Origin of the sequence: Paramesorhizobium deserti (assembly GCF_001558695.1) — a bacterium.
In the GTDB taxonomy this organism is placed as follows: Bacteria; Pseudomonadota; Alphaproteobacteria; order Rhizobiales; family Rhizobiaceae; genus Paramesorhizobium; species Paramesorhizobium deserti.
The window spans coordinates 154,693-174,733 of record NZ_LNTU01000023.1 but is presented as its reverse complement, the minus strand read 5'-3'; the positions used below and the strand labels follow the sequence as shown (position 1 = coordinate 174,733).

General features: G+C 62.4%; 17 protein-coding genes. 10 read left to right on the top strand and 7 right to left on the bottom strand.

The genetic code is table 11. The annotated features are described in order from the left end of the window. Window positions 1–59: 59 nt before the first annotated feature. On the bottom strand, window positions 60–1,430 hold the full coding sequence (locus tag ATN84_RS13720) for a formimidoylglutamate deiminase (protein ID WP_068882208.1): 1,371 nt from the start codon (window positions 1,428–1,430) through the stop codon (window positions 60–62). A 125-nt stretch (window positions 1,431–1,555) separates the two neighbouring features. On the opposite strand from ATN84_RS13720, the gene hutI reads away from it, so the two are divergent. The 10 genes from hutI (at window position 1,556) to ATN84_RS13670 (ending at window position 12,483) form a co-directional block, all read left to right on the top strand. Further along, complete coding sequence (hutI, locus tag ATN84_RS13715) at window positions 1,556–2,782, top strand: imidazolonepropionase (protein ID WP_153020240.1); 1,227 nt, start codon at window positions 1,556–1,558, stop codon at window positions 2,780–2,782. Beyond that, window positions 2,779–4,317 carry a histidine ammonia-lyase gene (gene hutH, locus ATN84_RS13710; protein ID WP_068882207.1) on the top strand — a complete coding sequence of 513 codons (1,539 nt, stop codon included), beginning with the start codon at window positions 2,779–2,781 and terminating at the stop codon, window positions 4,315–4,317. The genes hutI and hutH overlap by 4 nt, the downstream gene beginning before the upstream one ends. A gap of 1 nt (window position 4,318) precedes the next feature. Beyond that, window positions 4,319–5,119, top strand: a complete 801-nt coding sequence (gene hutG / locus ATN84_RS13705) for an N-formylglutamate deformylase (RefSeq protein WP_068882206.1) — start codon at window positions 4,319–4,321, stop codon at window positions 5,117–5,119. 11 nt (window positions 5,120–5,130) lie between these two features. Next, window positions 5,131–6,804 (top strand): urocanate hydratase, encoded by a 1,674-nt coding sequence (gene hutU, locus ATN84_RS13700; RefSeq protein WP_068882205.1) that lies wholly within the window; start codon window positions 5,131–5,133, stop codon window positions 6,802–6,804. Window positions 6,805–6,939: 135 nt separating this feature from the next. After that, window positions 6,940–8,265, top strand: a complete 1,326-nt coding sequence (locus ATN84_RS13695) for a YjiH family protein (RefSeq protein ID WP_068882204.1) — start codon at window positions 6,940–6,942, stop codon at window positions 8,263–8,265. Beyond that, complete coding sequence (locus ATN84_RS13690; RefSeq protein ID WP_068882203.1) at window positions 8,265–8,846, top strand: HutD/Ves family protein; 582 nt, start codon at window positions 8,265–8,267, stop codon at window positions 8,844–8,846. Before ATN84_RS13695 ends, ATN84_RS13690 begins: the two co-directional genes overlap by 1 nt. A 118-nt stretch (window positions 8,847–8,964) precedes the next feature. Next, window positions 8,965–9,909, top strand: a complete 945-nt coding sequence (locus ATN84_RS13685; protein WP_068882202.1) for an ABC transporter substrate-binding protein — start codon at window positions 8,965–8,967, stop codon at window positions 9,907–9,909. A 66-nt stretch (window positions 9,910–9,975) separates the two neighbouring features. Continuing rightward, window positions 9,976–10,749 carry an ABC transporter permease gene (locus ATN84_RS13680; RefSeq protein ID WP_068882201.1) on the top strand — a complete coding sequence of 258 codons (774 nt, stop codon included), beginning with the start codon at window positions 9,976–9,978 and terminating at the stop codon, window positions 10,747–10,749. Next, the gene (locus ATN84_RS13675) at window positions 10,749–11,543 is read left to right on the top strand and encodes an ABC transporter ATP-binding protein (protein WP_068882200.1); all 795 of its coding nucleotides are present in this window, start codon (window positions 10,749–10,751) and stop codon (window positions 11,541–11,543) included. The genes ATN84_RS13680 and ATN84_RS13675 overlap by 1 nt, the downstream gene beginning before the upstream one ends. A gap of 163 nt (window positions 11,544–11,706) precedes the next feature. Beyond that, window positions 11,707–12,483 carry a metallophosphoesterase family protein gene (locus tag ATN84_RS13670; protein WP_068882199.1) on the top strand — a complete coding sequence of 259 codons (777 nt, stop codon included), beginning with the start codon at window positions 11,707–11,709 and terminating at the stop codon, window positions 12,481–12,483. A gap of 10 nt (window positions 12,484–12,493) precedes the next feature. On the opposite strand, the gene ATN84_RS13665 is transcribed toward ATN84_RS13670, so the two are convergent. The 6 genes from ATN84_RS13665 to ATN84_RS27265 form a co-directional block, all read right to left on the bottom strand. Further along, window positions 12,494–14,815: a Wzz/FepE/Etk N-terminal domain-containing protein gene (locus tag ATN84_RS13665; protein ID WP_068882198.1), complete on the bottom strand. Its 2,322-nt coding sequence runs from the start codon at window positions 14,813–14,815 to the stop codon at window positions 12,494–12,496. A gap of 88 nt (window positions 14,816–14,903) precedes the next feature. After that, window positions 14,904–15,800: a UTP--glucose-1-phosphate uridylyltransferase gene (locus ATN84_RS13660; protein ID WP_068882197.1), complete on the bottom strand. Its 897-nt coding sequence runs from the start codon at window positions 15,798–15,800 to the stop codon at window positions 14,904–14,906. Between the two features lie 64 nt (window positions 15,801–15,864). After that, on the bottom strand, window positions 15,865–16,815 hold the full coding sequence (locus tag ATN84_RS13655; RefSeq protein ID WP_201026372.1) for a glycosyltransferase family 2 protein: 951 nt from the start codon (window positions 16,813–16,815) through the stop codon (window positions 15,865–15,867). Next, on the bottom strand, window positions 16,805–17,767 hold the full coding sequence (locus ATN84_RS13650) for a glycosyltransferase family 2 protein (RefSeq protein ID WP_068882648.1): 963 nt from the start codon (window positions 17,765–17,767) through the stop codon (window positions 16,805–16,807). Before ATN84_RS13650 ends, ATN84_RS13655 begins: the two co-directional genes overlap by 11 nt. Window positions 17,768–17,772: 5 nt before the next feature. After that, window positions 17,773–18,789 carry a glycosyltransferase family 2 protein gene (locus ATN84_RS27270; RefSeq protein ID WP_068882195.1) on the bottom strand — a complete coding sequence of 339 codons (1,017 nt, stop codon included), beginning with the start codon at window positions 18,787–18,789 and terminating at the stop codon, window positions 17,773–17,775. A 20-nt stretch (window positions 18,790–18,809) separates the two neighbouring features. Then, window positions 18,810–20,030 (bottom strand): glycosyltransferase family protein, encoded by a 1,221-nt coding sequence (locus ATN84_RS27265; protein ID WP_068882194.1) that lies wholly within the window; start codon window positions 20,028–20,030, stop codon window positions 18,810–18,812. Window positions 20,031–20,041: the final 11 nt, after the last annotated feature.

Sequence of the window (20,041 nt, the reverse complement as noted above, 5' to 3'; positions counted from 1 at the left end):
GGCAATCCCGAATAAACTGCACGTATGAGGGCGAAAATACAAATACTGCCGCCTGTCGGTCATCTCTGAAGAAGCTCTCTCAGCACGGCGTCAAATGCATGTGCCGAATGGTTGTGCAAATGATGCCGCCCGCCTTCCACCTGCTTTACGCCGCGCACCCAGACGCTGTCGACGTGAGCGCGAGCGGCAAAGATCCAGCCGTCGAGGATCGCGTCGTCCCTGGCGCCGGCGAGCCGTTCCGTATCGAGCGAAACCAGATCCGCCGCCTGCCCCACGGCAATGCCCTCGCCCGAAACGCCAAGGGCTGCGCTGCCGCCGGCAAACGCGCCGTCAAAAAGGGCGCGGCCTGTCGAACCCTCAGCCACGGCCATGACGTTGCGGGCGCGGTGGAAAAGACGCTGCGAATATTCGAGCTGCCGCAGCTCATCCCCAATGCTGATCAGCACGTTGGAATCCGAACCGATGCCAAAGCGGCCGCCATGCGCGGTGAAGAGCGGCGCCTGGAAGGTGCCGTCGCCGAGATTGGCTTCCGTCACCGGGCAGAGGCCGGCGATCGCCCCGCTCGCCGCCATCCGGCGCGTCTCCTCATCCTTCATGTGGGTGGCGTGGATCAGGCACCAGCGGCCGTCGACATCCATATTGTCGAGAAGCCATTCGACCGGGGGCAGGCCCGACCAAGCGATGCAGTCCTCGACTTCCTTCACCTGCTCGGCAATGTGGATATGCACCGGCGCCTGCGGCAGCAGCCCAGTGACTTCGGCGAGTTCGCCCGGTGTCACCGCGCGCAGGCTGTGCGGCGCAACGCCGAGGACCGCCCCGTCGAGCCCCGCCAACAGCGGCGCGCAACCGTCGATCAGGCGCGCGAAGCTGTCGAGATCGTTGATGAAGCGCCTTTGCCCCTCATTCGGCGCAGCGCCGCCGAAGGTCGAATGGGCATAGAAGACCGGCAGCAGCGTCAGCCCGATCCCGCTCTGCCCGGCGGCGGAGACGATGCGCGCCGCCATTTCCGCGATGTCGCCGTAGGGGCTGCCGTCCCGGTCGTGATGCAGATAATGGAACTCGCCGACGCGGGTGAAGCCCGCCTCCAGCATCTCGACATAGAGCTGCAGGGCGACGGCTTCCACCTGCTCCGGCGTCATGGAGAGCGCGAAACGGTACATCACGTCGCGCCAGCTCCAGAAACTGTCCGCCGACGGGCCGCGCCGTTCGGCCAAACCGGCCATGCCATATTGAAAGGCGTGGCTGTGCAGGTTGGGCATCCCCGGCAGAACGGCCGCATGGCGCTCGTCCCCTGGCCGCGCCTCCACATCCGTCTCGACCGAGGCAATCAGACCATCGGTGAATGAAATGCGCACGTCATGCGCCCAACCGCCGGGCAGTAGCGCGCACTCCGCATGAATGGCGACCTCTCTTCCACCGGCGTTGACCATGTCGTTTCCCGCATCATTTACTGTCACAGCACTCTCCTTCGAATGGCCGCTCTGCGTCCGGCCACTTGCGATCATTCGAAATATGTATATACATTATCGCCAAACAGGGGAAGCAGGAAACCATCATGGCGGAAAGCACCGATCACCGTAAAGACCGGCTCTGGCGCAATGCGCGTCTGGCCACGCTCAGCGAAAACCTCCCCGGGCTCGGCACCGTGGAGAAGGGTGCGGTGGCCGTCCGGGACGGGCGCATCGCCTATGCCGGACCGGAGGCGGACCTCCCTTCCTCGCTTGCAGCGCTTGAGCAGATCGATTGCGAAGGCCGCTGGATCACCCCCGGCCTGATCGACTGCCATACCCATCTCGTCTACGCCGGAAATCGCGCGCACGAATTCGAGATGCGGCTTGCCGGCGCAACCTACGAGGAAGTGGCGAAGGCGGGCGGCGGCATCGTCTCCTCGGTCAAGGCGTTGCGGGCCGCCAGCGAAGAGGATTTGCTGTGCGAAACCCTGCCCCGGCTCGACACGCTGATTGCCGAAGGCGCCACCACGGTCGAAGTCAAGTCCGGTTACGGGCTCGATCTGGAAAATGAACGCAAATCATTGAAGGTCGCAAGGCAGCTCGCAAACGAACGGTCCGTAACCGTGCGTACGACCTTTCTTGGCGCACATGCCCTTCCGCCCGAGGCAAACGGCGATAAGCAGGCTTACATCGACCGTGTAGCAGGCGAAATGCTGCCGGTTATCGCCGCGGAAGGGCTCGCCGACGCCGTCGACGGATTCTGTGAAGGCATCGCCTTCTCGCCGGAGCAGATCGCCCAGGTCTTCCGCGCGGCGCAGAAACATGACCTGCCGGTCAAGCTCCACGCCGACCAACTGTCGAACCTGCATGGGGCGAAACTGGCAGCCGAATTCGACGCGCTCTCCGTCGATCATATGGAGTATACCGACGAAGCCGGCATCATCGCGATGGCCAAGGCCGGCACCGTGGCGGTGCTGCTGCCCGGTGCGTTCTACTTCATCCGCGAGAAGCAATTGCCGCCAGTTGAGGAACTGCGGAAACACGGCGTCAAGGTCGCCATCGCCACCGACAGCAATCCCGGCACCTCGCCACTGACTTCGCTGCTTCTCACCATGAATATGAGCGCAACGCTGTTCCGCCTGACGGTAGATGAATGCATCGCCGGAGTGACCCGCGAGGCCGCGCGTGCCATCGGCATTCTTAGTGAGACGGGCACGCTCGAAGTCGGAAAATGGGCCGATCTCGCCATTTGGGACATCGAGCGGCCGGCGGAACTCGTCTATCGCATGGGGTTCAATCCCTTGCACCGGCGCGTATGGAGGGGCAGATGACCCCGATTATGCTTGAACCCGGCTCCGTACCGCTGCGTACGCTTGAAGCCATCTACTGGACTGGGGCAGAGGCGCGGATCGACCCGTCATTCCATCCGGCGATCGAAAAGGCCTCGGCCCGCATCACCGAAATCGCGGGGGGCGACCAGCCGGTCTATGGCGTCAACACCGGCTTCGGCAAGCTGGCGAGCATCCGCATTAATACCGCCGATGTCGCCACCCTCCAGCGCAACCTGATCCTGTCGCATTGCTGCGGCGTCGGCGCGCCTTTCCCGGAGGAGATCGTCCGCCTCATCATGGCGCTGAAGCTGATCTCGCTCGGGCGCGGCGCTTCCGGCGTGCGGCTGGAGATCATCCGGCTCATCGAGGACATGCTGGAAAAGGGCGTTATCCCCGTTATCCCGGAGAAAGGCTCCGTCGGCGCATCGGGCGATCTAGCACCGCTGGCCCATATGGCCGCCGCGATGATCGGCGAAGGCGAAGCATTTTATCAGGGTGAGCGGCTCGCCGCCCGCGAAGCGCTGTCGAGGGCCGGGCTGAAACCCGTGGTGCTTGCCGCCAAGGAAGGGCTCGCCCTCATCAACGGCACGCAGGTTTCCACCGCGCTCGCCTTTGCCGGCTTGTTCCGCGCGCATCGCGCCGCGCAGAGCGCCCTGATTACCGGCGCGCTTTCCACCGACGCCGCGATGGGCTCCTCCGCGCCTTTCCACCCGGAAATCCATACGCTGCGCGGCCATAAGGGGCAGATCGATACGGCTTATGCGCTGCGCACCCTCCTCGAAGGTTCCGAAATCCGAGCGAGCCATCTGGAAGGCGACGAGCGCGTGCAGGACCCCTACTGCATCCGCTGCCAGCCGCAGGTCGACGGCGCATGTCTCGATCTCTTGCGCATGGCCGCCCGCACGCTGGAAATCGAGGCCAATGCCGTCACCGACAACCCGCTTGTCGTGAGCGATGGCTCGGTCATCTCGGGCGGCAATTTCCATGCCGAGCCGGTGGCCTTCGCCGCCGACCAGATCGCGATCGCCATCTGCGAAATTGGAGCGATTGCGCAGAGACGCATCGCCCTGCTGGTCGATCCCGCGTTGAGCTTCGGCCTCCCGGCCTTTCTCGCCAAAAAGCCGGGGCTCAATTCCGGCCTGATGATCGCCGAGGTCACCTCCGCTGCGCTAATGAGCGAGAACAAGCAGATGTCGCACCCGGCATCGGTCGATTCCACGCCGACATCCGCCAATCAGGAAGATCATGTCTCCATGGCCTGCCACGGGGCGCGCCGCCTTTTGCAGATGACCGAAAACCTCTTCTCCATCATCGGCATCGAGGCGCTGACTGCCGCGCAGGGGCTTGATTTCCGCCAGCCGCTCAAGACCAGCCCGGAACTGCTCAAGGCCCATGCCGTCATCCGCGATGCGGTGCCCGAACTCGAGATCGACCGCTATATGGCTGATGACCTGAAAGCGGCAGGCGATCTCGTCGCCACCGGCGCGCTCAACGCTTCCGTCTCCGCCGATATTCTCCCCGCACTGGACAACTGACATGCCCGTATTCGAAGTGAAGCAGGGCAATTCGCCCGTCATTCTCGGTTTGCCCCATACGGGAACTGATGTGCCACCCGAAATTTGGGAAAGACTCAACGCCAATGGCCGCCTGCTCGCCGATACCGACTGGCACATCCACAGGCTCTATGACGGCCTTCTGCCCGATGCGACCACGGTGCGCGCCACCTTCCACCGTTACGTGATCGACGCCAATCGCGATCCTGCGGGCGTAAGCCTTTATCCCGGCCAGAACACCACGGGTCTGATCCCCGAAACGGATTTTGACGGCGAACCGATCTGGCTGGATGGTCAGGCTCCTGATGAGGCCGACACCGCGGCGCGGCTTGCCGCCTTCCATGCGCCCTATCACGCCGCCCTTGCCGCCGAGATCGAGCGTGTGAAGGCGATCCACGGCGTCGCCATCCTCTATGATTGCCATTCGATCCGCTCGCATATCCCCTTCCTCTTCGAAGGCAAGCTGCCCGATTTCAACATCGGCACCGACAATGGCAACACTTGCGCGCCCGCGATCGAAGCGGTGACACGCGATATCACCGCAGCGGCGGAAGGCTACACATCCATCCTCAACGGGCGCTTCAAGGGCGGCTGGACGACGCGCCATTATGGCAAGCCGGAAACAGGCGTTCACGCCATCCAGATGGAACTGGCGCAATCGACCCACCTCGCCTCCGAGACGCCGCCCTTCGCCTATGACGAGGCCAAGGCTGAAAAGCTGCGCGTCCACCTGAAAGCCATTCTCCAGCGCATCGAAAAGATCGCGCCCACTCTGAAATCTTAAGAGGGAACTCCATGACCAACCCACGCCATAATATCCGCGAAATCCGGGCGCCGCGCGGAACCGAGCTCAACGCCAAAAGCTGGATGACCGAAGCGCCGCTGCGCATGCTGATGAACAATCTCGACCCCGACGTGGCGGAGAACCCGAACGAGTTGGTGGTCTATGGCGGCATCGGCCGCGCGGCGCGTACGTGGGACGATTTCGACCGCATCGTCTCGACGCTGAAAACGCTGGAGGAAGACGAGACGCTGCTGGTCCAGTCGGGCAAGCCGGTCGGCGTTTTCAAGACCCATGCCAATGCACCCCGCGTGCTGATCGCCAATTCCAATCTGGTGCCGCATTGGGCGACCTGGGACCATTTCAACGAGCTCGATAAAAAGGGTCTCGCCATGTATGGCCAGATGACCGCCGGCTCGTGGATCTATATCGGCACGCAGGGCATCGTTCAGGGCACCTATGAGACCTTCGTCGAGGCCGGACGCCAGCATTATGGCGGCAATCTCAAGGGCAAGTGGATCCTGACCGGCGGCCTTGGCGGCATGGGTGGCGCACAGCCGCTGGCCGCCGTCATGGCGGGCGCCTCGTGCCTTGCCGTCGAATGCAACCCGGATTCGATCGATTTCCGCCTGCGCACCCGCTATCTCGACGCCAAGGCCGAAACGCTTGACGAGGCGCTGGAGATGATCGACCGCTGGACGAAGGCGGGCGAGGCGAAATCCGTCGGCCTGCTCGGCAACGCGGCGGAAGTCCTGCCCGAGCTGGTGCGCCGCGGCGTGCGCCCTGATATCGTCACGGACCAGACCTCGGCACACGACCCGATTAACGGTTATCTGCCGAAGGGCTGGACGCTCGCCGAATGGCGCCAGAAGCGCGAAAGCGACCCGAAGGCGGTGGAGAAGGCTGCCCGCGCCTCGATGCGCGAGCATGTCGAGGCGATGCTGGCCTTCTGGGACCAGGGCATTCCGACCCTCGATTATGGCAACAATATCCGCCAGGTCGCGAAGGACGAAGGGCTGGAAAACGCCTTCGCCTTCCCCGGCTTCGTACCGGCCTATATCCGCCCGCTGTTCTGCCGCGGCATCGGTCCCTTCCGCTGGGCCGCGCTTTCCGGCGATCCCGAGGATATCTACAAGACCGACGCCAAGGTGAAGGAGCTGCTGCCCGACAACAAGCACCTGCACAACTGGCTTGATATGGCGAAGGAGCGCATCGCCTTCCAGGGCCTGCCCGCCCGCATCTGCTGGGTCGGCCTTGGCGACCGCCACAAGCTCGGCCTCGCCTTCAACGAGATGGTGAAGAACGGCGAGCTGAAAGCGCCCATCGTCATCGGCCGCGACCATCTCGACTCCGGCTCCGTCGCATCGCCGAACCGCGAGACGGAAGCCATGAAGGACGGCTCGGATGCCGTTTCCGACTGGCCTCTTTTGAATGCGCTGCTCAACACCGCCTCCGGCGCGACCTGGGTGTCGTTGCACCATGGCGGCGGCGTCGGCATGGGCTTCTCCCAGCATTCCGGCATGGTCATCTGCTGCGATGGCACGGAAGACGCGGCACGCCGCATCGAGCGGGTGCTGTGGAACGACCCGGCAACCGGCGTCATGCGCCACGCCGATGCGGGCTATGACGTGGCCATCGACTGCGCCAGGGAAAAGGGCCTGCGCCTGCCCGCCATTCTCGGCAACTGAGAAAATTCTGCGATGCGGCCCAGAAAGCAAGTCCAGGAAAAGTGTGAAGCGGTTTTCCCGGGAAAAACAGGAACTGTTTTCCCAGCGGACTTGCGAGAAAAAATGGGCCGCCTGTCTATGTAAATGGGAACTGCAATGACGGATTCGACACTCACGCATGATGGTTCGCGGGGCATGGCCGCCCTGAAGCTCATCGTCTACAGCTTCATTGGCATTTTCTTCTTTTTCGTGCCCGTCACCATCGGCGGCAAATCGACGATCCTGCTGGACCATGCGGCTACGGCCATCGCCACCCAATTGCGGCCTGCGGCGCTCGTCTTCGTGACGGCGCTGATTGCCTACGGCGCGCTCGCACCTTTCATCCGTGGCACATGGAACAAGAATGTCACCGAAACGATATTCTCGCTGCTGCGCGTGCTGGGCCTCGTTCTCACAGGCATGTATCTGGCGGGCGTTGGACCGGCGGCTCTTTACCAGCCAGACATGCTGCCCTTCCTGTTCGACAAGCTGGTGCTCTCCGTCGGCCTGATCGTACCCATCGGTGGGCTGGCGCTCGCCTTCCTCATCGGTTACGGGCTTCTCGAATTCACCGGCATCATCGTCCAGCCCATCATGCGTCCCGTCTGGCGCACGCCCGGCTGGTCGGCCATCGACGCGGTCGCCTCCTTCGTCGGCAGCTATTCGCTGGCCCTCCTCATCACCGACCGGGTCTACAAGGAAGGCAAATACACCCCGCGCGAAGCGGCGATCGTCGCCACCGGCTTTTCCACCGTTTCGGCGACCTTCATGATCATCGTCGCCAAGACGCTTGGCCTGATGGGTACCTGGAACCTCTATTTCTGGTCGACCTTCATCATCACCTTTCTCGTCTCGGCCATCACCGCGCGTATCTGGCCGCTCAGCCGGATGGAGCATAAGGGCGATCGCGACCTGCCCTTGCCCGAGGGCAAGGGGCGCGTTGCGGCCGCTATAGACGCCGGCATCAGCCAGGCCGGCAAGGCTCCAGGCATCCGCTCGCTGCTCGGCGCGACCTTCCTCGACGGCCTGCGCATGGCATCCATGATCCTGCCCAGCATCATGGCGGTCGGCCTCCTGGGGCTCCTCGCCGCCAAATATACGCCGATCTTCGACGTGCTCGGCCTCGCGCTCTATCCGTTCACCTGGATCGCACAGCTTGGCGATCCGATGCTGGCGGCCAAATCGATGGCGTCCGGCCTGGCCGAGATGTTCCTGCCGGCCATTCTGCTGAAGGATGGCGACGCGGCGCTGAAATTCGTGGCGGCGGTCGTCTCCGTCAGCCAGGTGCTGTTCCTTTCGGCCTCGATCCCCTGCGTACTGGCGACGTCGGTTCCGCTCAAATTCCGCGACCTGATCGTGATCTGGTATATCCGCACCGCGCTCAGCATCCTGCTCGCGGCCCCGGTCGCCTTCTGGGCCGCCTCCAATGGATGGCTCGGCTAATGGTGGCCTCGCTTCTGCGGGCGGCGGATCACCGCCGCATGCCCTGGAAGAACGGCGGTGGGGAGACGACGGAGATCGCCGTCTTTCCGCCTGATGCCGGGTTGTCGGATTTCGACTGGCGCGTCAGCATGGCGAAGGTCGCGGGTGACGGCCCCTTCTCGATCTTCCCCGGTATCGACCGCACGCTCAGCATCCTCGAAGGCAATGGCATGGAGCTCTCCATCGCCGGACAAGGCGCGGTTCGTCTCGATGCCGCCTCTGAGCCCCTGCCCTTCCCCGCCGATGCCGCCGTCGATGCCCGGCTGACGGACGGGCCGATCACCGATCTGAACGTCATGACGCGGCGCGGCGGCTTCACCCATTCGGTCCGCCGCATGCATATCGACCACCAGACGGCGTTGACGGCGACGGGCACGCCTGCTCTCCTCTTCTGCCATCGTGGCACCATCGAGGTGGATGGCGACGACCTGTCGGCGCAGTTGACCCCTCTCGATTGCCTTGTCCTCGATGAAGCCGCCGAAAAAACGTTGAGACTTTCCGGCACCGGCACATTTTTCCTCATCGAGATCCGTCGCGGATGATAGAATGCCCCTGTATGGCAATGCTTTTGTCTAGACAAAAAGCCATGGCCATGGCTACTATGCTTGTATAAAAGGCAACCAGAACAGTTGCCTAAAAACACAACAGGGGTTCCAGACGATGAAGAAAGCATGGGTTGCCGCCGCGGCGTTCGCGGCGCTGTCGATTTCCACAGCCGCGCGCGCCGATACGGCGGTTTCGGTCGGATTCTCGGGCTGGACGGGCTTTGCGCCGCTGACGCTCGCCAAGGAAGCCGGCATCTTCAAGAAGCACGGTCTGGACGTCACGCTGAACAAGATCCCGCAGGCGAGCCGACATCTGGCGCTGGCCTCGGGCGATATCCAGTGCGCCGCTACGACCGTCGAGACCTGGATCGTCTGGAACGCGGCGGGTGTCGCCACCAAGCAGATTTTTCAGCTCGACAAATCCTACGGCGCGGATGGCATTGCGGTCCGCAACGACGTGGAAAAAGTCGCCGACCTGAAGGGCAAGTCCGTCGCAGCATCCGCGCCCGGCACATCGCCCTATTTCCTGCTTGCCTGGATCCTCAAGCATAACGGCCTGTCCATGAAGGACGTGAAAGTCGTCAACATGGAGCCCGGCCCTGCGGCGCAGGCCTTCGTTGCCGGCCAGAACGATGCGGCAATGACCTATGAGCCCTATCTTTCGACCGTGCGCGCCGCCCCTGACAAGGGCAAGATCCTCGCCACCACGCTCGACTATCCCGCGGTAATGGATACGTTCGGCTGCACCCCCGCTTTCCTCGAGAAGAACCCGGAAGCGGCGAAGGCGCTGGCCGACAGCTATTTCGAGGCCCTGCAGATGATCGAGAGCGACAAGGCCAAGTCGTTTGAGATCATGGGCGCTGATGTGAAGCAGAGCGGCGAGGCCTTCGGCCAATCGGCGCAATATCTCCGCTGGCAGGACAAGGCCGCCAACCAGGCCTTCTTCGAAGGCGAGTTCAAGACCTTCTCCGCCGAAGCCGCCGACCTGCTGCTCGAGATCGGAGTGATCAAGTCCAAGCCGGACCTGTCGTCGATCGTCGATACCAGCTTCATCAAGTAAGCCATCCCATAGAGGCAAAGCGTTCCCTTCAGGGGAGCGCTTTGCCGTTTTTTGCAAGGGGCGAAAGTGCATCCTCTCGAACCGATCAGCCCACGCAGCCGTGTTCTTCTCGGCATCCTCTTCTTCGTCCTTTTCATCGCCGGATGGTCTTTCGCCACCTTCGGCGGTTTTGTTTCGAAGACATTCCTGGCCGATCCGCTGACCATGCTTCAGGATGGCTGGCTCCTGCTGACGAAGCAGGGCTTCCTCTGGGATATCGCCATCACCGTATGGCGGGTCGTCGGCGGCTTCATCCTCGCCTCCCTCGTCGCCGTGCCGCTCGGCATCGCCATGGGCGCCTACAAGCCGATCGAGGCGCTGCTCGAGCCCTTCGTCTCCTTCGCCCGCTATCTGCCCGCTTCGGCCTTCGTACCGCTTCTGATCCTGTGGGCCGGCATCGGCGAGACGCAGAAGCTCCTGGTGATCTTCATCGGCGCCGTATTCCAGATCATCCTGATGGTGGCCGTCTCCGTTTCGGCGACGCGGCGCGATCTGGTCGAAGCCGCCTATACGCTCGGCGCCGGCGACAACGGCATTGTGCGCCGTGTGCTCATCCCCGCCAACGCGCCCGATGTCGCCGAGACGCTCCGCCTCGTGCTTGGCTGGGCCTGGACCTATGTGATCGTCGCCGAGCTGATCGGCGCATCGTCCGGCATCGGCTATATGATCATCAACAGCCAGGCGCTTCTCGCCACCGGCCAGATCATCTTCGGCATCATCGTCATCGGCGTGATCGGGTTGATCTCGGATTTTGCCTTCAAATCACTAAACCGCTGGCTCTTCGCCTGGAGGCTTGCCTGATGCCCGATAATAGCGAACTCGTCATGAAGGGCGTCAGCCGCATCTTTCCGGGCGTGCGCGGCGGCCAGCCGACCGAAGCGCTGCGCCCGACCGATCTCACGATCGAGCGCAACGATTTCGTATCGATTCTCGGGCCTTCCGGCTGCGGAAAATCGACGCTTCTGCGCATCGTCGCCGGCCTCGACCGCCCGACAACCGGCACGGTGACCCTCGAAGGCCAGGTCATCAGAGGTCCGGGCGCGGATCGGGGGATGGTGTTCCAGTCCTATACGCTCTTTCCATGGCTCACCATTCGCGACAACGTCGCCTTCGGCCTGCGCGAAAAGGGCGTGCCCGAAAGGCAAAAATGGGAGATCGTCGACAGCTATATCGACAAGGTCGGCCTGCGTGGCTTCGAGAACCATTGGCCGAAGCAGCTTTCGGGCGGCATGCAGCAGCGCACGGCAATCGCCCGCGCAATCGCCAACAACCCGAAGATCCTGCTTCTGGACGAGCCTTTCGGCGCGCTCGACAACCAGACGCGTGGGCTGATGCAGGAACTCCTGCTCGGCATATGGGAGCGCGAGCAGAAGACGGTGATTTTCGTCACCCATGATATCGAGGAGGCGATCTTCATGGCCTCGCGGGTCGTCACCATGACGGCGCGTCCGGGTCGCATCAAATCGATCACTCAGGTTCCCCTTCCCCATCCGCGCCATTATACGGTGAAGGCCAGCCCGGAATTCTCCGAACTGCGCCTCAAGCTTACCGAGGAGATCCGCGGCGAGGCGATCGAGGCCGCAACGCACGGATAGCCTACAGCGCCGTGTGTCCGTTAGGACGCACAAAGGACGCTGTACGTTATTGAGTCTACGCATCAGGCTTTCTGAAAATCGATTCCGATTTTCAGACCGATGCTGTAGCCAGGAGCGGCATATCCGCCTAGACTTCTCAATAACTTAGCGTGCGGGAAGTTCGGTGAAAAATCTCTTTCGGTCCCTCAAATCCGCCAAACCGGCCCAGCGCCCCCCAGGGCGGCGGCTTTCGATCGATATTTCGCGCATCGCGGCCTATGCCGTCGGCGACGTGCACGGCTGCTATGACCAGCTGATGACGCTGGAGCGCATCATCACCGCGGATGCCCGCCGGCTGCCCGGCCCGAAGCTGATCGTCATGCTCGGCGATTATGTGGACCGCGGACCGGACTCGGCGCAGATCGTCGAGCATCTCCTGGGATCGCCACCCCAGGGCTTTCATCGCATCTGCCTGATGGGTAATCACGAGATGGCGATGCTCGACTATCTCGATGGGCATCTTTCGCTGGAGCAATGGCTGCAGATGGGCGCGGCCCCCACCCTGCTCTCCTATGGCGTGGATGTGGATCATATGCGGCAGGTCTATCGCTCATCGCAGGAACTGGACGATGTAATCCGCTCGGCCATCCCCGGGAAACACAAGGAATTCCTGCGCTCGCTGCCGATCATCATCGATGCCGCGCCGTTCCTCTTCGTTCATGCGGGAATCCGGCCCGGCATACCGCTCGACGAACAGAAGGACGAGGATCTGGTCTTCATCCGCAGCGAATTTTTAAGCAACGCCCACCTGCTCAAGCAATGGGTGGTCCACGGTCATACGCCCGTGGAAAAGGCGGGACCGGAAGGGCGGCGGATCAATATCGATACCGGCGCCTACTATTCCGGCAGGCTCAGCGCGCTACGCCTGTGGAACAGGAAGGGCCGTATCTTCTCGACGTGATCGCTCTTTTTCAGGACTTGCCTGAAGCGGAAGCATCATCGAGATAATAGCTCGAATAGCGGTCCATGAAATGTTCCGAGCTTCCGTAGGCGCTATATTGCGAAAGCCGCTTCATGTCGGCCTTGTTGAGGACCAGCCCCAGGATCTTCGGCGCGATCAGGTTTTCCGCTTGCAGCATGGATTTGACGAGCGGCCGCGGCGTGACGCCCCATTCCGTCACCATGACGAAGCCGTCGGCCAGCGGCGCGAAGGCCTTGGAATCGACCACCGGGCCAAGCGGCGGCAGATCGACGATGATATATTCGAAGACGCCGCGCGCCTCGTCGAGGAAATTCTTCATGCCCGCGCAGGAGATGAGCTCGCTGGTATGCGACAGATGCCGGGGAACCACCGCCGGCAGGATGGCGAGTTTCGTCTTGCTGTCAATCTTGACCGCGCTCTGCCAAGGCACCTCACCCACGACGACCTCCACCAGCCCCTTCTGAGGCGCCAGGGACAGCGCCCGCGTCAGGCCCGGATTGCGCAGATCACCATCGACCAGAAGCGTCTTCGCGCCGTTGGCGGCAAGAAGCCCGGCGAAATTCGCCGCGACCGTGGATTTGCCCTCGTTCGGCAAAGCCGAGATGATGCCGATCACCTTGCTTTCCCTGCCCTGCAGCACCACGTCGGCGGCCACCTTGGCGTTGCGCAGGGTCTCGGCGAAGGCGGAGGCAGGCGAGTCGATGGCAACGCGCATCATATTGGTGACACGCGGCGCTGGCCCCTGATCGTCCGAAGACCCGCGGGTGCCGGCATCGCTGGAACCAATGACAGCCGGCAGATAGCCCAGGAACTTGACGCCCAGAATAGCGCGGACTTCCTCGCCCACTCGGAAGAACCGCTCGCGGAACTCACGCCAGGCGCCGATGCCCGCCCCAGCGAAAAGGCCGAGCAGCAGCGACGCGGCGAGCACCATCTTCTTTTTCGGGCTCGACGCATCGGTCGGCTTCGACGCGACGGAAATGATGCGGGCCTTGGCGATCGGGAAGGATTGCTGCTGCGACGCCTCCTGATAGCGCTTCAGGTAGGTCTGATAGAGATCGCCAAGCGCCTGGGACCTCTGCTCCAGTTCCCTGAGATGAACAAGTGACTGGTTTGCCGTGGAAGTCTCTCCGGTCACCTTTTGCAGGCTCTCCCTGAGCGACGTCTCGCGCGACTTCGCAACCTCGTACTGGTTGCGCAGGCTCGCGGTCGCCTGCTGCAGCTCTTGGAAGATTTGCCGCCCGACCTCCTGCTGCTCGGTGCGCAGGCTCACCGCCTGGGGGTGATCCTTGCCATAGCGGCTGGTGATTTCCTGGATGCGCTTGCTGATTGTCAGGTAACGGGTTCTCAACGGTGCGATCACCGACGCATTCAACTGATCGGAAAGGACGGCCGCATTGTTGACAGCCGCTTCAGGGCCGCCGTTAAGGATCGATTTATACTGGTTATATTGCGCAAGCGCCCGCGCCGTTTCCGCCTGCGCCAAGATGAACTGGCTATTGAGATCAGAGAGCTGCTGCTCCGAAACCAGAGCGCCTTTCGCCGCCGTAAGTCCGTTTTCCGCCCTGTAGCGCTCGACTTCCAGAGCCGCCTTCTGCGAACTCTCCTTCAGATCGACGAGACGCCCCTGCAGCCACACGGTGGCGCGCTGCGTCGCATCGAAATTCGCGTCCAGCTGATCGGCCAGATAGACATCCGCATACGCCCGCGCGATCCGGCCGGCCAGGACCGGATCATTCGACGTATAATTGAGATCGATGACGAAGCTGCGCCCCTGCCGTTCGACATTAAGATTGCTCTGGAGGATCGAGGCCGCATACATGCGCGGCCCGGCGGAACTGGACGTGTCGTCGGCTTCCTTCCCCCCACCTCTGAACACACCCATGACGCCCTGTGCTACGCCCTTTATGCGCGAAAGGAGCGAGCGTGGCGGGTTCATGAACGTCGCGTTTTCGGTCAGCTTCTCGCGGTCCACCACCTTGGCGGCGAGTTCGGTCGATTTCAGGATCGCGATCTGGCTGAGAATGGTGGCGTCGGTCTGCGCATTGGCCGGCATGGGCGACGGCTCGTCCGCCAGCTTGCCGAGATTGTCGTCGAGCAGGATGCTCGTCCCGGCCGTATAGTAGGAGGTCGAAAAGATAAGGCTGACGATGCCAAGCATGAGCCCGATCGCCGCGACGATGGCGACGGTCTTCGCCTGCCGCCGCGCCATGGCGAGCAATTGTTCGATATCGATGAAATTGTCGGCATCCGCTTGCCCCTTCGCGTTTACCGCGAGCCTGCCGTTAAACGGAAGATTGCCTTGATGCATGGTACCGCCAATTCTTCATATGCAGTTCAAAAATGGTAAGGCGCGGCCTCTGCCTGGCAGCAGACCGCGCGCTCCCGAAATTTTCAACTTAAGCCGCTTCTGTCGTCGGCTCGTGTGAAAGGATGATATCGCGCAACGGTTCGAAAACCCGATCGCGGATATCCGCCCGCGCCAGCGCGAAAGCCACATTGGCTTCGATGAAGCCTTCCTTCGACCCGCAATCGAAGGTGCGGCCCTCGAACGGATAGGCGAAGAAATCTTGGGCATTGGAAAGGTGCAGCATGGCATCGGTCAACTGGATCTCGTTACCCGCGCCCCGTTCCTGTTTTTCCAGTATATCAAAGACTTCAGGCTGAAGGATATAGCGCCCGTTGATATAGTAGGTCGACGGCGCAACCGCCGGAGCCGGCTTTTCCACCATGCCGGTGATCTCGAACCCCTTGCCGATATCCCGCCCCTTGGCGACGATGCCGTATTTATTGGTATCGGATGGATCGCACTGTTCGACCGCGATCAGATTGCCGCCCGTGCGTTCGTAGAGCTCAACCATGCCGGCCATGCAACCGCGCTTGCCGAAGGTCACCATATCAGGCAGGAGCAGCGCAAAAGGGTCATCGCCGATGATGTCGCGCGCGCACCAGACCGCGTGTCCGAGGCCGAGCGGCGATTGCTGCCGGGTAAAGCTCATGCTCCCGGCCCGCGGCAGAAGCCGCTGCAGCGAGGCGAGCTGTTCCATCTTGCCGGATTGGGAAAGCGTCGAAACCAGCTCAGGCTGGATATCGAAATAGTCTTCGATCGTCGCCTTGTTACGGCCGGTGACGAAGACGATATGCTCGATTCCCGCCTCAAAGGCTTCATCCACGGCATATTGCACCACCGGGCGGTCCACGATCGTCAGCATTTCCTTTGGCATGGATTTGGTCGCGGGCAGAAACCGCGTGCCAAGGCCGGCAACGGGAATGATGGCTTTCTTGACGTCTTTCATCGAAATGTCCTTTTCGTTCGAGAGCGGAAGAAATTGTTTTGCTGCCCCACCACCTTCATTGAACTCACCCCGGCCGCTGCGACGCCGCCGAAGGCATGAGCCGCTTCAGCCGCACCGCGATCGGCATGGAGAGATGCCGTAGCGCCAGCGGATCCTGCAGCGCCACCTTGACGATTTCCTTGAACGAGCGCTGTTTGATATGCCCCACCAGCGCAACGAAGGATCGCGCCTCTTCGAGACTCCGCGTCCGCCGTGCCTGGGCGGCCTTCGCTTCATCATCGAGTTCGAATTGCTTGAGAAACGTCCTGTCGGCCTCCAGCATGGAGTCGATGTGGTGCAGTTCGAGAACGCGCGAGATCGAGCCGGACCGGATGTGATAGGCGTATCCGACACTCGGCTCGACAATGAGCTTGCCGCCCTTCGCCAGGATCGACGCCAGAAAGATATAATCCTCGCCGATGCGTAAGTCCTCGTCATAGCGAAGTCCGTGCGCCTCAATGAAATCGCGCGCGAATATCGGCTTCATATAGCCGAAATTGAAAGTCGACTTGAAAATGAGGTTCGATCCGATGAAGTCGGCAAGCGTGATCTCTTCGATCCTTTCAAGCCGCTCGGGTGGGAACATCGGCTCCCCGCGCGCCTCGCCTTCGCGGACCACCTCGATATTGTCCACCGTGGCCTGCGCCCCGGCTTTCTCGGCCCGCGCGATCATCCGCGCCATGCGATCGGCCAGCACCGCGTCATCGGCGTCGAGCACAGCGATCCAGCGGCCTTTGGCAAGGCCGAGCGCCGCATTGCGCGCGCCGCCCGGACCGCTGTTCTTCGCCAGCGTCACCACATGAACCTGATCCGCCGGATAGGATGCCGCAACGGCCGCCGTGCGATCGGTCGACCGGTCGTCCGCGACAATCACCTCAACGCTGACACCCCGCTGCGCCAGCGCGCTTTCGATGGCGCGGCCGATCGTGTCTTCCGCATTATAGGCGGCGATGACGAAGCTGACGTCAGGTTGCACGGGATTTGCCTCCGCTGGCCTGAGCCATGACCGTCTCGCCATATTGCTCGATCTCCCGAATGCCCATCAGGCCGCTGAGGACGCCGGCATGCATGATACCGCGCAGGATCGAGCGGTTACGGTGTGTGGCTGAAAAGGCGGTCGCGAGCGCGGCGCTGAAACTGTAGCCGGCCTTTGCCGTTGCAAGGGCGACCTGCTTGACGAGCGCTACGCCCGCCGCCTTGCGGCCAGTGAGCCGTCCGTGCGTCTGCCCGACACGGAAGCGCCGTTTGGCGAGCCACGAGAACTGCGCCCGTCCGGCGGGAACCGGTTCGTGCACCCATGCCTCCGGCGCGTAGGCGATCCTGCCGCCCTCCTCATGGAGCTCGGCGAAATATTGCGTGTCTTCGCCGCCGCTGCGGCCGAGCGCCAGGCTGAAACGTCGGCCGCTAACAAAAGGCGACGCCCGCCGTAGGAGGACATTGCAGGTATAGCCGGTGCGGATTTCGCCCCTCACCCAGACGGGATAGGTGGAATGGAAATCGCCCCTGCTCATCCAGCGCGGCGCATCCGCGCCGTAAGAGGCCTGCACCGGTCCCAGCACCGCATCGGCATCCGTATCCCCCACCGTCGCCAGGAGATGGGCCAGCCAGTTCTCCGACGCCGTTTCGTCATCATCGATGAAGGCGATGAAATCGCCGTTGCTCGCATCGAGGCAAGCGTTGCGAGCTATCGAGATATTGGAAGCCGGGCAATGGACATAGCGCAATTCGAACGGCAGTGTGGGCGCGATTTCGGCAATTCGCTCCTCCGCGCTCGGCTCGACATCATTGTCGGCGACGATGATGCGGACGCGGCAATTGTCCGGCACCGCCATCCGGCCGAGCGAGCGCAGCGTCGCCTCCAGCTCCTTGCGACGATAGGTGCAGACGCCGATGTCGATCCGCAATGCTGCTGAACGGCTCTCGGTCATTTTGTTCATGAGGACGAACCCGTGCGCTTGCGGAAACCGAGGAGCTGCAGCCAGAAGCCTGTCGACCAGGCAAAATGCATGATCATCGCCGACACCGCGGCAAGCGGGCCGTAGGGGTTGCGTTCGCCGACCGCCATCCAGATGCCGTAGCCGAGGCAGATCGTCACCCACAGCACGGCCGGCACGACCGCCGACCAGTGGAGAACGCCAAGAAAGGTTCCCGCCACCACCGGCAGCACCATCAACGGCAGTGCTTGACGGACTTTTGGAACGATACGGTGTTTCAGGAGGTTCTTCGCCCTGCCCCTCCCATAACCGAGATATTGCCGGAAGAGAGAGGAAGCCGATGACCGGGGATAATAGACCATCACCGTCTTGTCCGTCATCCAGATGCGGAAGCCTGCTCTCACCAGCCGGTAATCGAGCTCGGCATCCTCATTGTGCGTGAAAGCCTCGTCATAACCGCCGACCTGCCGGAAGGCCTCGATACGCATCAGCGCGTGGTGGCCATGGTCGGTCCAATGTCCCTTCGCGCCATCACGATGCTTGGCACCGCCATTGCCGAGCTTGGAATTCTGGGCGGAAGCGGTAGCCTTCTGGAAAGTGCTGAAACCCTCCGTCGCCATCGCGACCACGACGGAATCGGCTCCTTTTTCTTCCGCTTCCAGGAGAAGCGCTTCACAATAGCCGTCGGGATATTTCCCGTGCGCGTCGATGCGGATGAAATAGTCATAACCATCGCCATGGGTGGCGACCGCTAGATTGATGGCCGCGCTCTGGATGCGCTTTTCATTGTGCATGAGAACGACACGGGGGTTTCGCCGCATTATCTCTTCGACGATCCGCGGCGTCCCATCGGTGCTGCCGCCATCGGCAACGATGATCTTCATGTCGTGCCGTTCGGCATCGAGGCTGAACTTTTCGAGCAGCGCGCCGATATGCCCGGCCTCGTTGAGACAGGGGATGATAATCAGGCATCGGCTGGTTGCGCTGGGCAAGGCTGTTCCCTCTTCTGTTTCCATCTCGGTTCCCCTTCGGCCGATCAAGCCGCAACTCGCGCGTCGGCGCCCTGGCGCGTCGGAACGAGCGCGCGCAGCCGGCCTACCAACGCGCGACAATCATCTTCGTTGCACACCCACACGCTGCGGTCCCGTGCGGCAACCTTGGCGCGCGCGCCTTCATATCGCTCCGCATCGAGTTGATCGAACAGCGCGACGAGCTCGCCCGCATCGGGCCGGGTAAGCGAGAAGCCGATATCCAGCGCCTTCAGGAAATGCGCGGTCTCGGTGCCCTGCATGGCGATCGGCACGCAATGATAGCGGCAGCCCTCGTAAAGCCTGTTGGGCAGGAGCCAGCTGGAATTTTGTCCTTCCTCGAAAAAGTCGATGGCCCAGGAGAAATGCACATCTCCATAGATGCGCGGCAGGTCTTCCGGGTTGCGATAAGGCCCTTGGAACTGCATGAACGGCTCGGCGGCGACAAAACCGTCGAAATCCTCGAACTCCGTATAGGCAGGCCGGCCGCGCAGGATGACCTCCACCCTGCCCTCCATCCGGCGCGAGAACTCCGAAAGAAGCTCCAGCGACCGGCGGCAGCGCAAGGCGCCGAACCAGCCGATCTTCCAGGGCTCGCCGGCGGCAGGTATCGGCGCCGGTTCAATCTTGCCGACCTTGTCTGGCCCGAGCTCCAACACCTTGTTTTCAACAAGTTCCACCGGCATTCCCATCTGGCCGAATGGCTCGAAATATTGCCTCACGAAGGCCGGGGACGAAGTGATGAGCAGCGCCGCATGGCGGCCGAGCGCGCGCTCCGCCGAGCGGATCGCCTTTCCCGCCAAATCCTGCCTGAGAAGCAGGCGGTGAACGTCGAGGCATTCATAGATGATCGGCACATCGTCTGCCCCGCCCTTAAGCTCCCCACGGTCGCTGGCGGGGACCCTGCCGGAAAAGACCGTCCGCGCCCGGTTGGCGAGCGCCAGCATCTCCAGATTGCGCCCGATGATGACGTCGGGCCTCGCCACATTGCTCAGCGCGGTTCTGAGCGTCAGCGCCGCCTGCGCCACCGCCGCCAGGCGCTGGGCGAACCGGCCATCGCTGGTCTTGCCGAGATCGATCGGCGCAACGCCGGCCACTTCCGTTACCGCTTCACTGCTGCGGCGAAAACCGGCGAGCGTCACGACCGCACCACCCGCTTGCAGCATGACCACACGGCGACGAACGGCAGGGTCGGAAAGATCATGCACCAGGTACAGGACTTGCAGCATGAGATCATTCC

Coding starts and splice junctions, on each gene's coding strand:
- ATN84_RS13720 (WP_068882208.1), bottom strand. CDS start 1,430: ATGGTCAACGCCGGTGGAAGAGAGGTCGCCATTCATGCGGAGTGCGCG.
- hutI (WP_153020240.1), top strand. CDS start 1,556: ATGGCGGAAAGCACCGATCACCGTAAAGACCGGCTCTGGCGCAATGCG.
- hutH (WP_068882207.1), top strand. CDS start 2,779: ATGACCCCGATTATGCTTGAACCCGGCTCCGTACCGCTGCGTACGCTT.
- hutG (WP_068882206.1), top strand. CDS start 4,319: ATGCCCGTATTCGAAGTGAAGCAGGGCAATTCGCCCGTCATTCTCGGT.
- hutU (WP_068882205.1), top strand. CDS start 5,131: ATGACCAACCCACGCCATAATATCCGCGAAATCCGGGCGCCGCGCGGA.
- ATN84_RS13695 (WP_068882204.1), top strand. CDS start 6,940: ATGACGGATTCGACACTCACGCATGATGGTTCGCGGGGCATGGCCGCC.
- ATN84_RS13690 (WP_068882203.1), top strand. CDS start 8,265: ATGGTGGCCTCGCTTCTGCGGGCGGCGGATCACCGCCGCATGCCCTGG.
- ATN84_RS13685 (WP_068882202.1), top strand. CDS start 8,965: ATGAAGAAAGCATGGGTTGCCGCCGCGGCGTTCGCGGCGCTGTCGATT.
- ATN84_RS13675 (WP_068882200.1), top strand. CDS start 10,749: ATGCCCGATAATAGCGAACTCGTCATGAAGGGCGTCAGCCGCATCTTT.
- ATN84_RS13665 (WP_068882198.1), bottom strand. CDS start 14,815: ATGCATCAAGGCAATCTTCCGTTTAACGGCAGGCTCGCGGTAAACGCG.
- ATN84_RS13660 (WP_068882197.1), bottom strand. CDS start 15,800: ATGAAAGACGTCAAGAAAGCCATCATTCCCGTTGCCGGCCTTGGCACG.
- ATN84_RS13650 (WP_068882648.1), bottom strand. CDS start 17,767: ATGACCGAGAGCCGTTCAGCAGCATTGCGGATCGACATCGGCGTCTGC.
- ATN84_RS27270 (WP_068882195.1), bottom strand. CDS start 18,789: ATGGAAACAGAAGAGGGAACAGCCTTGCCCAGCGCAACCAGCCGATGC.
- ATN84_RS27265 (WP_068882194.1), bottom strand. CDS start 20,030: ATGCTGCAAGTCCTGTACCTGGTGCATGATCTTTCCGACCCTGCCGTT.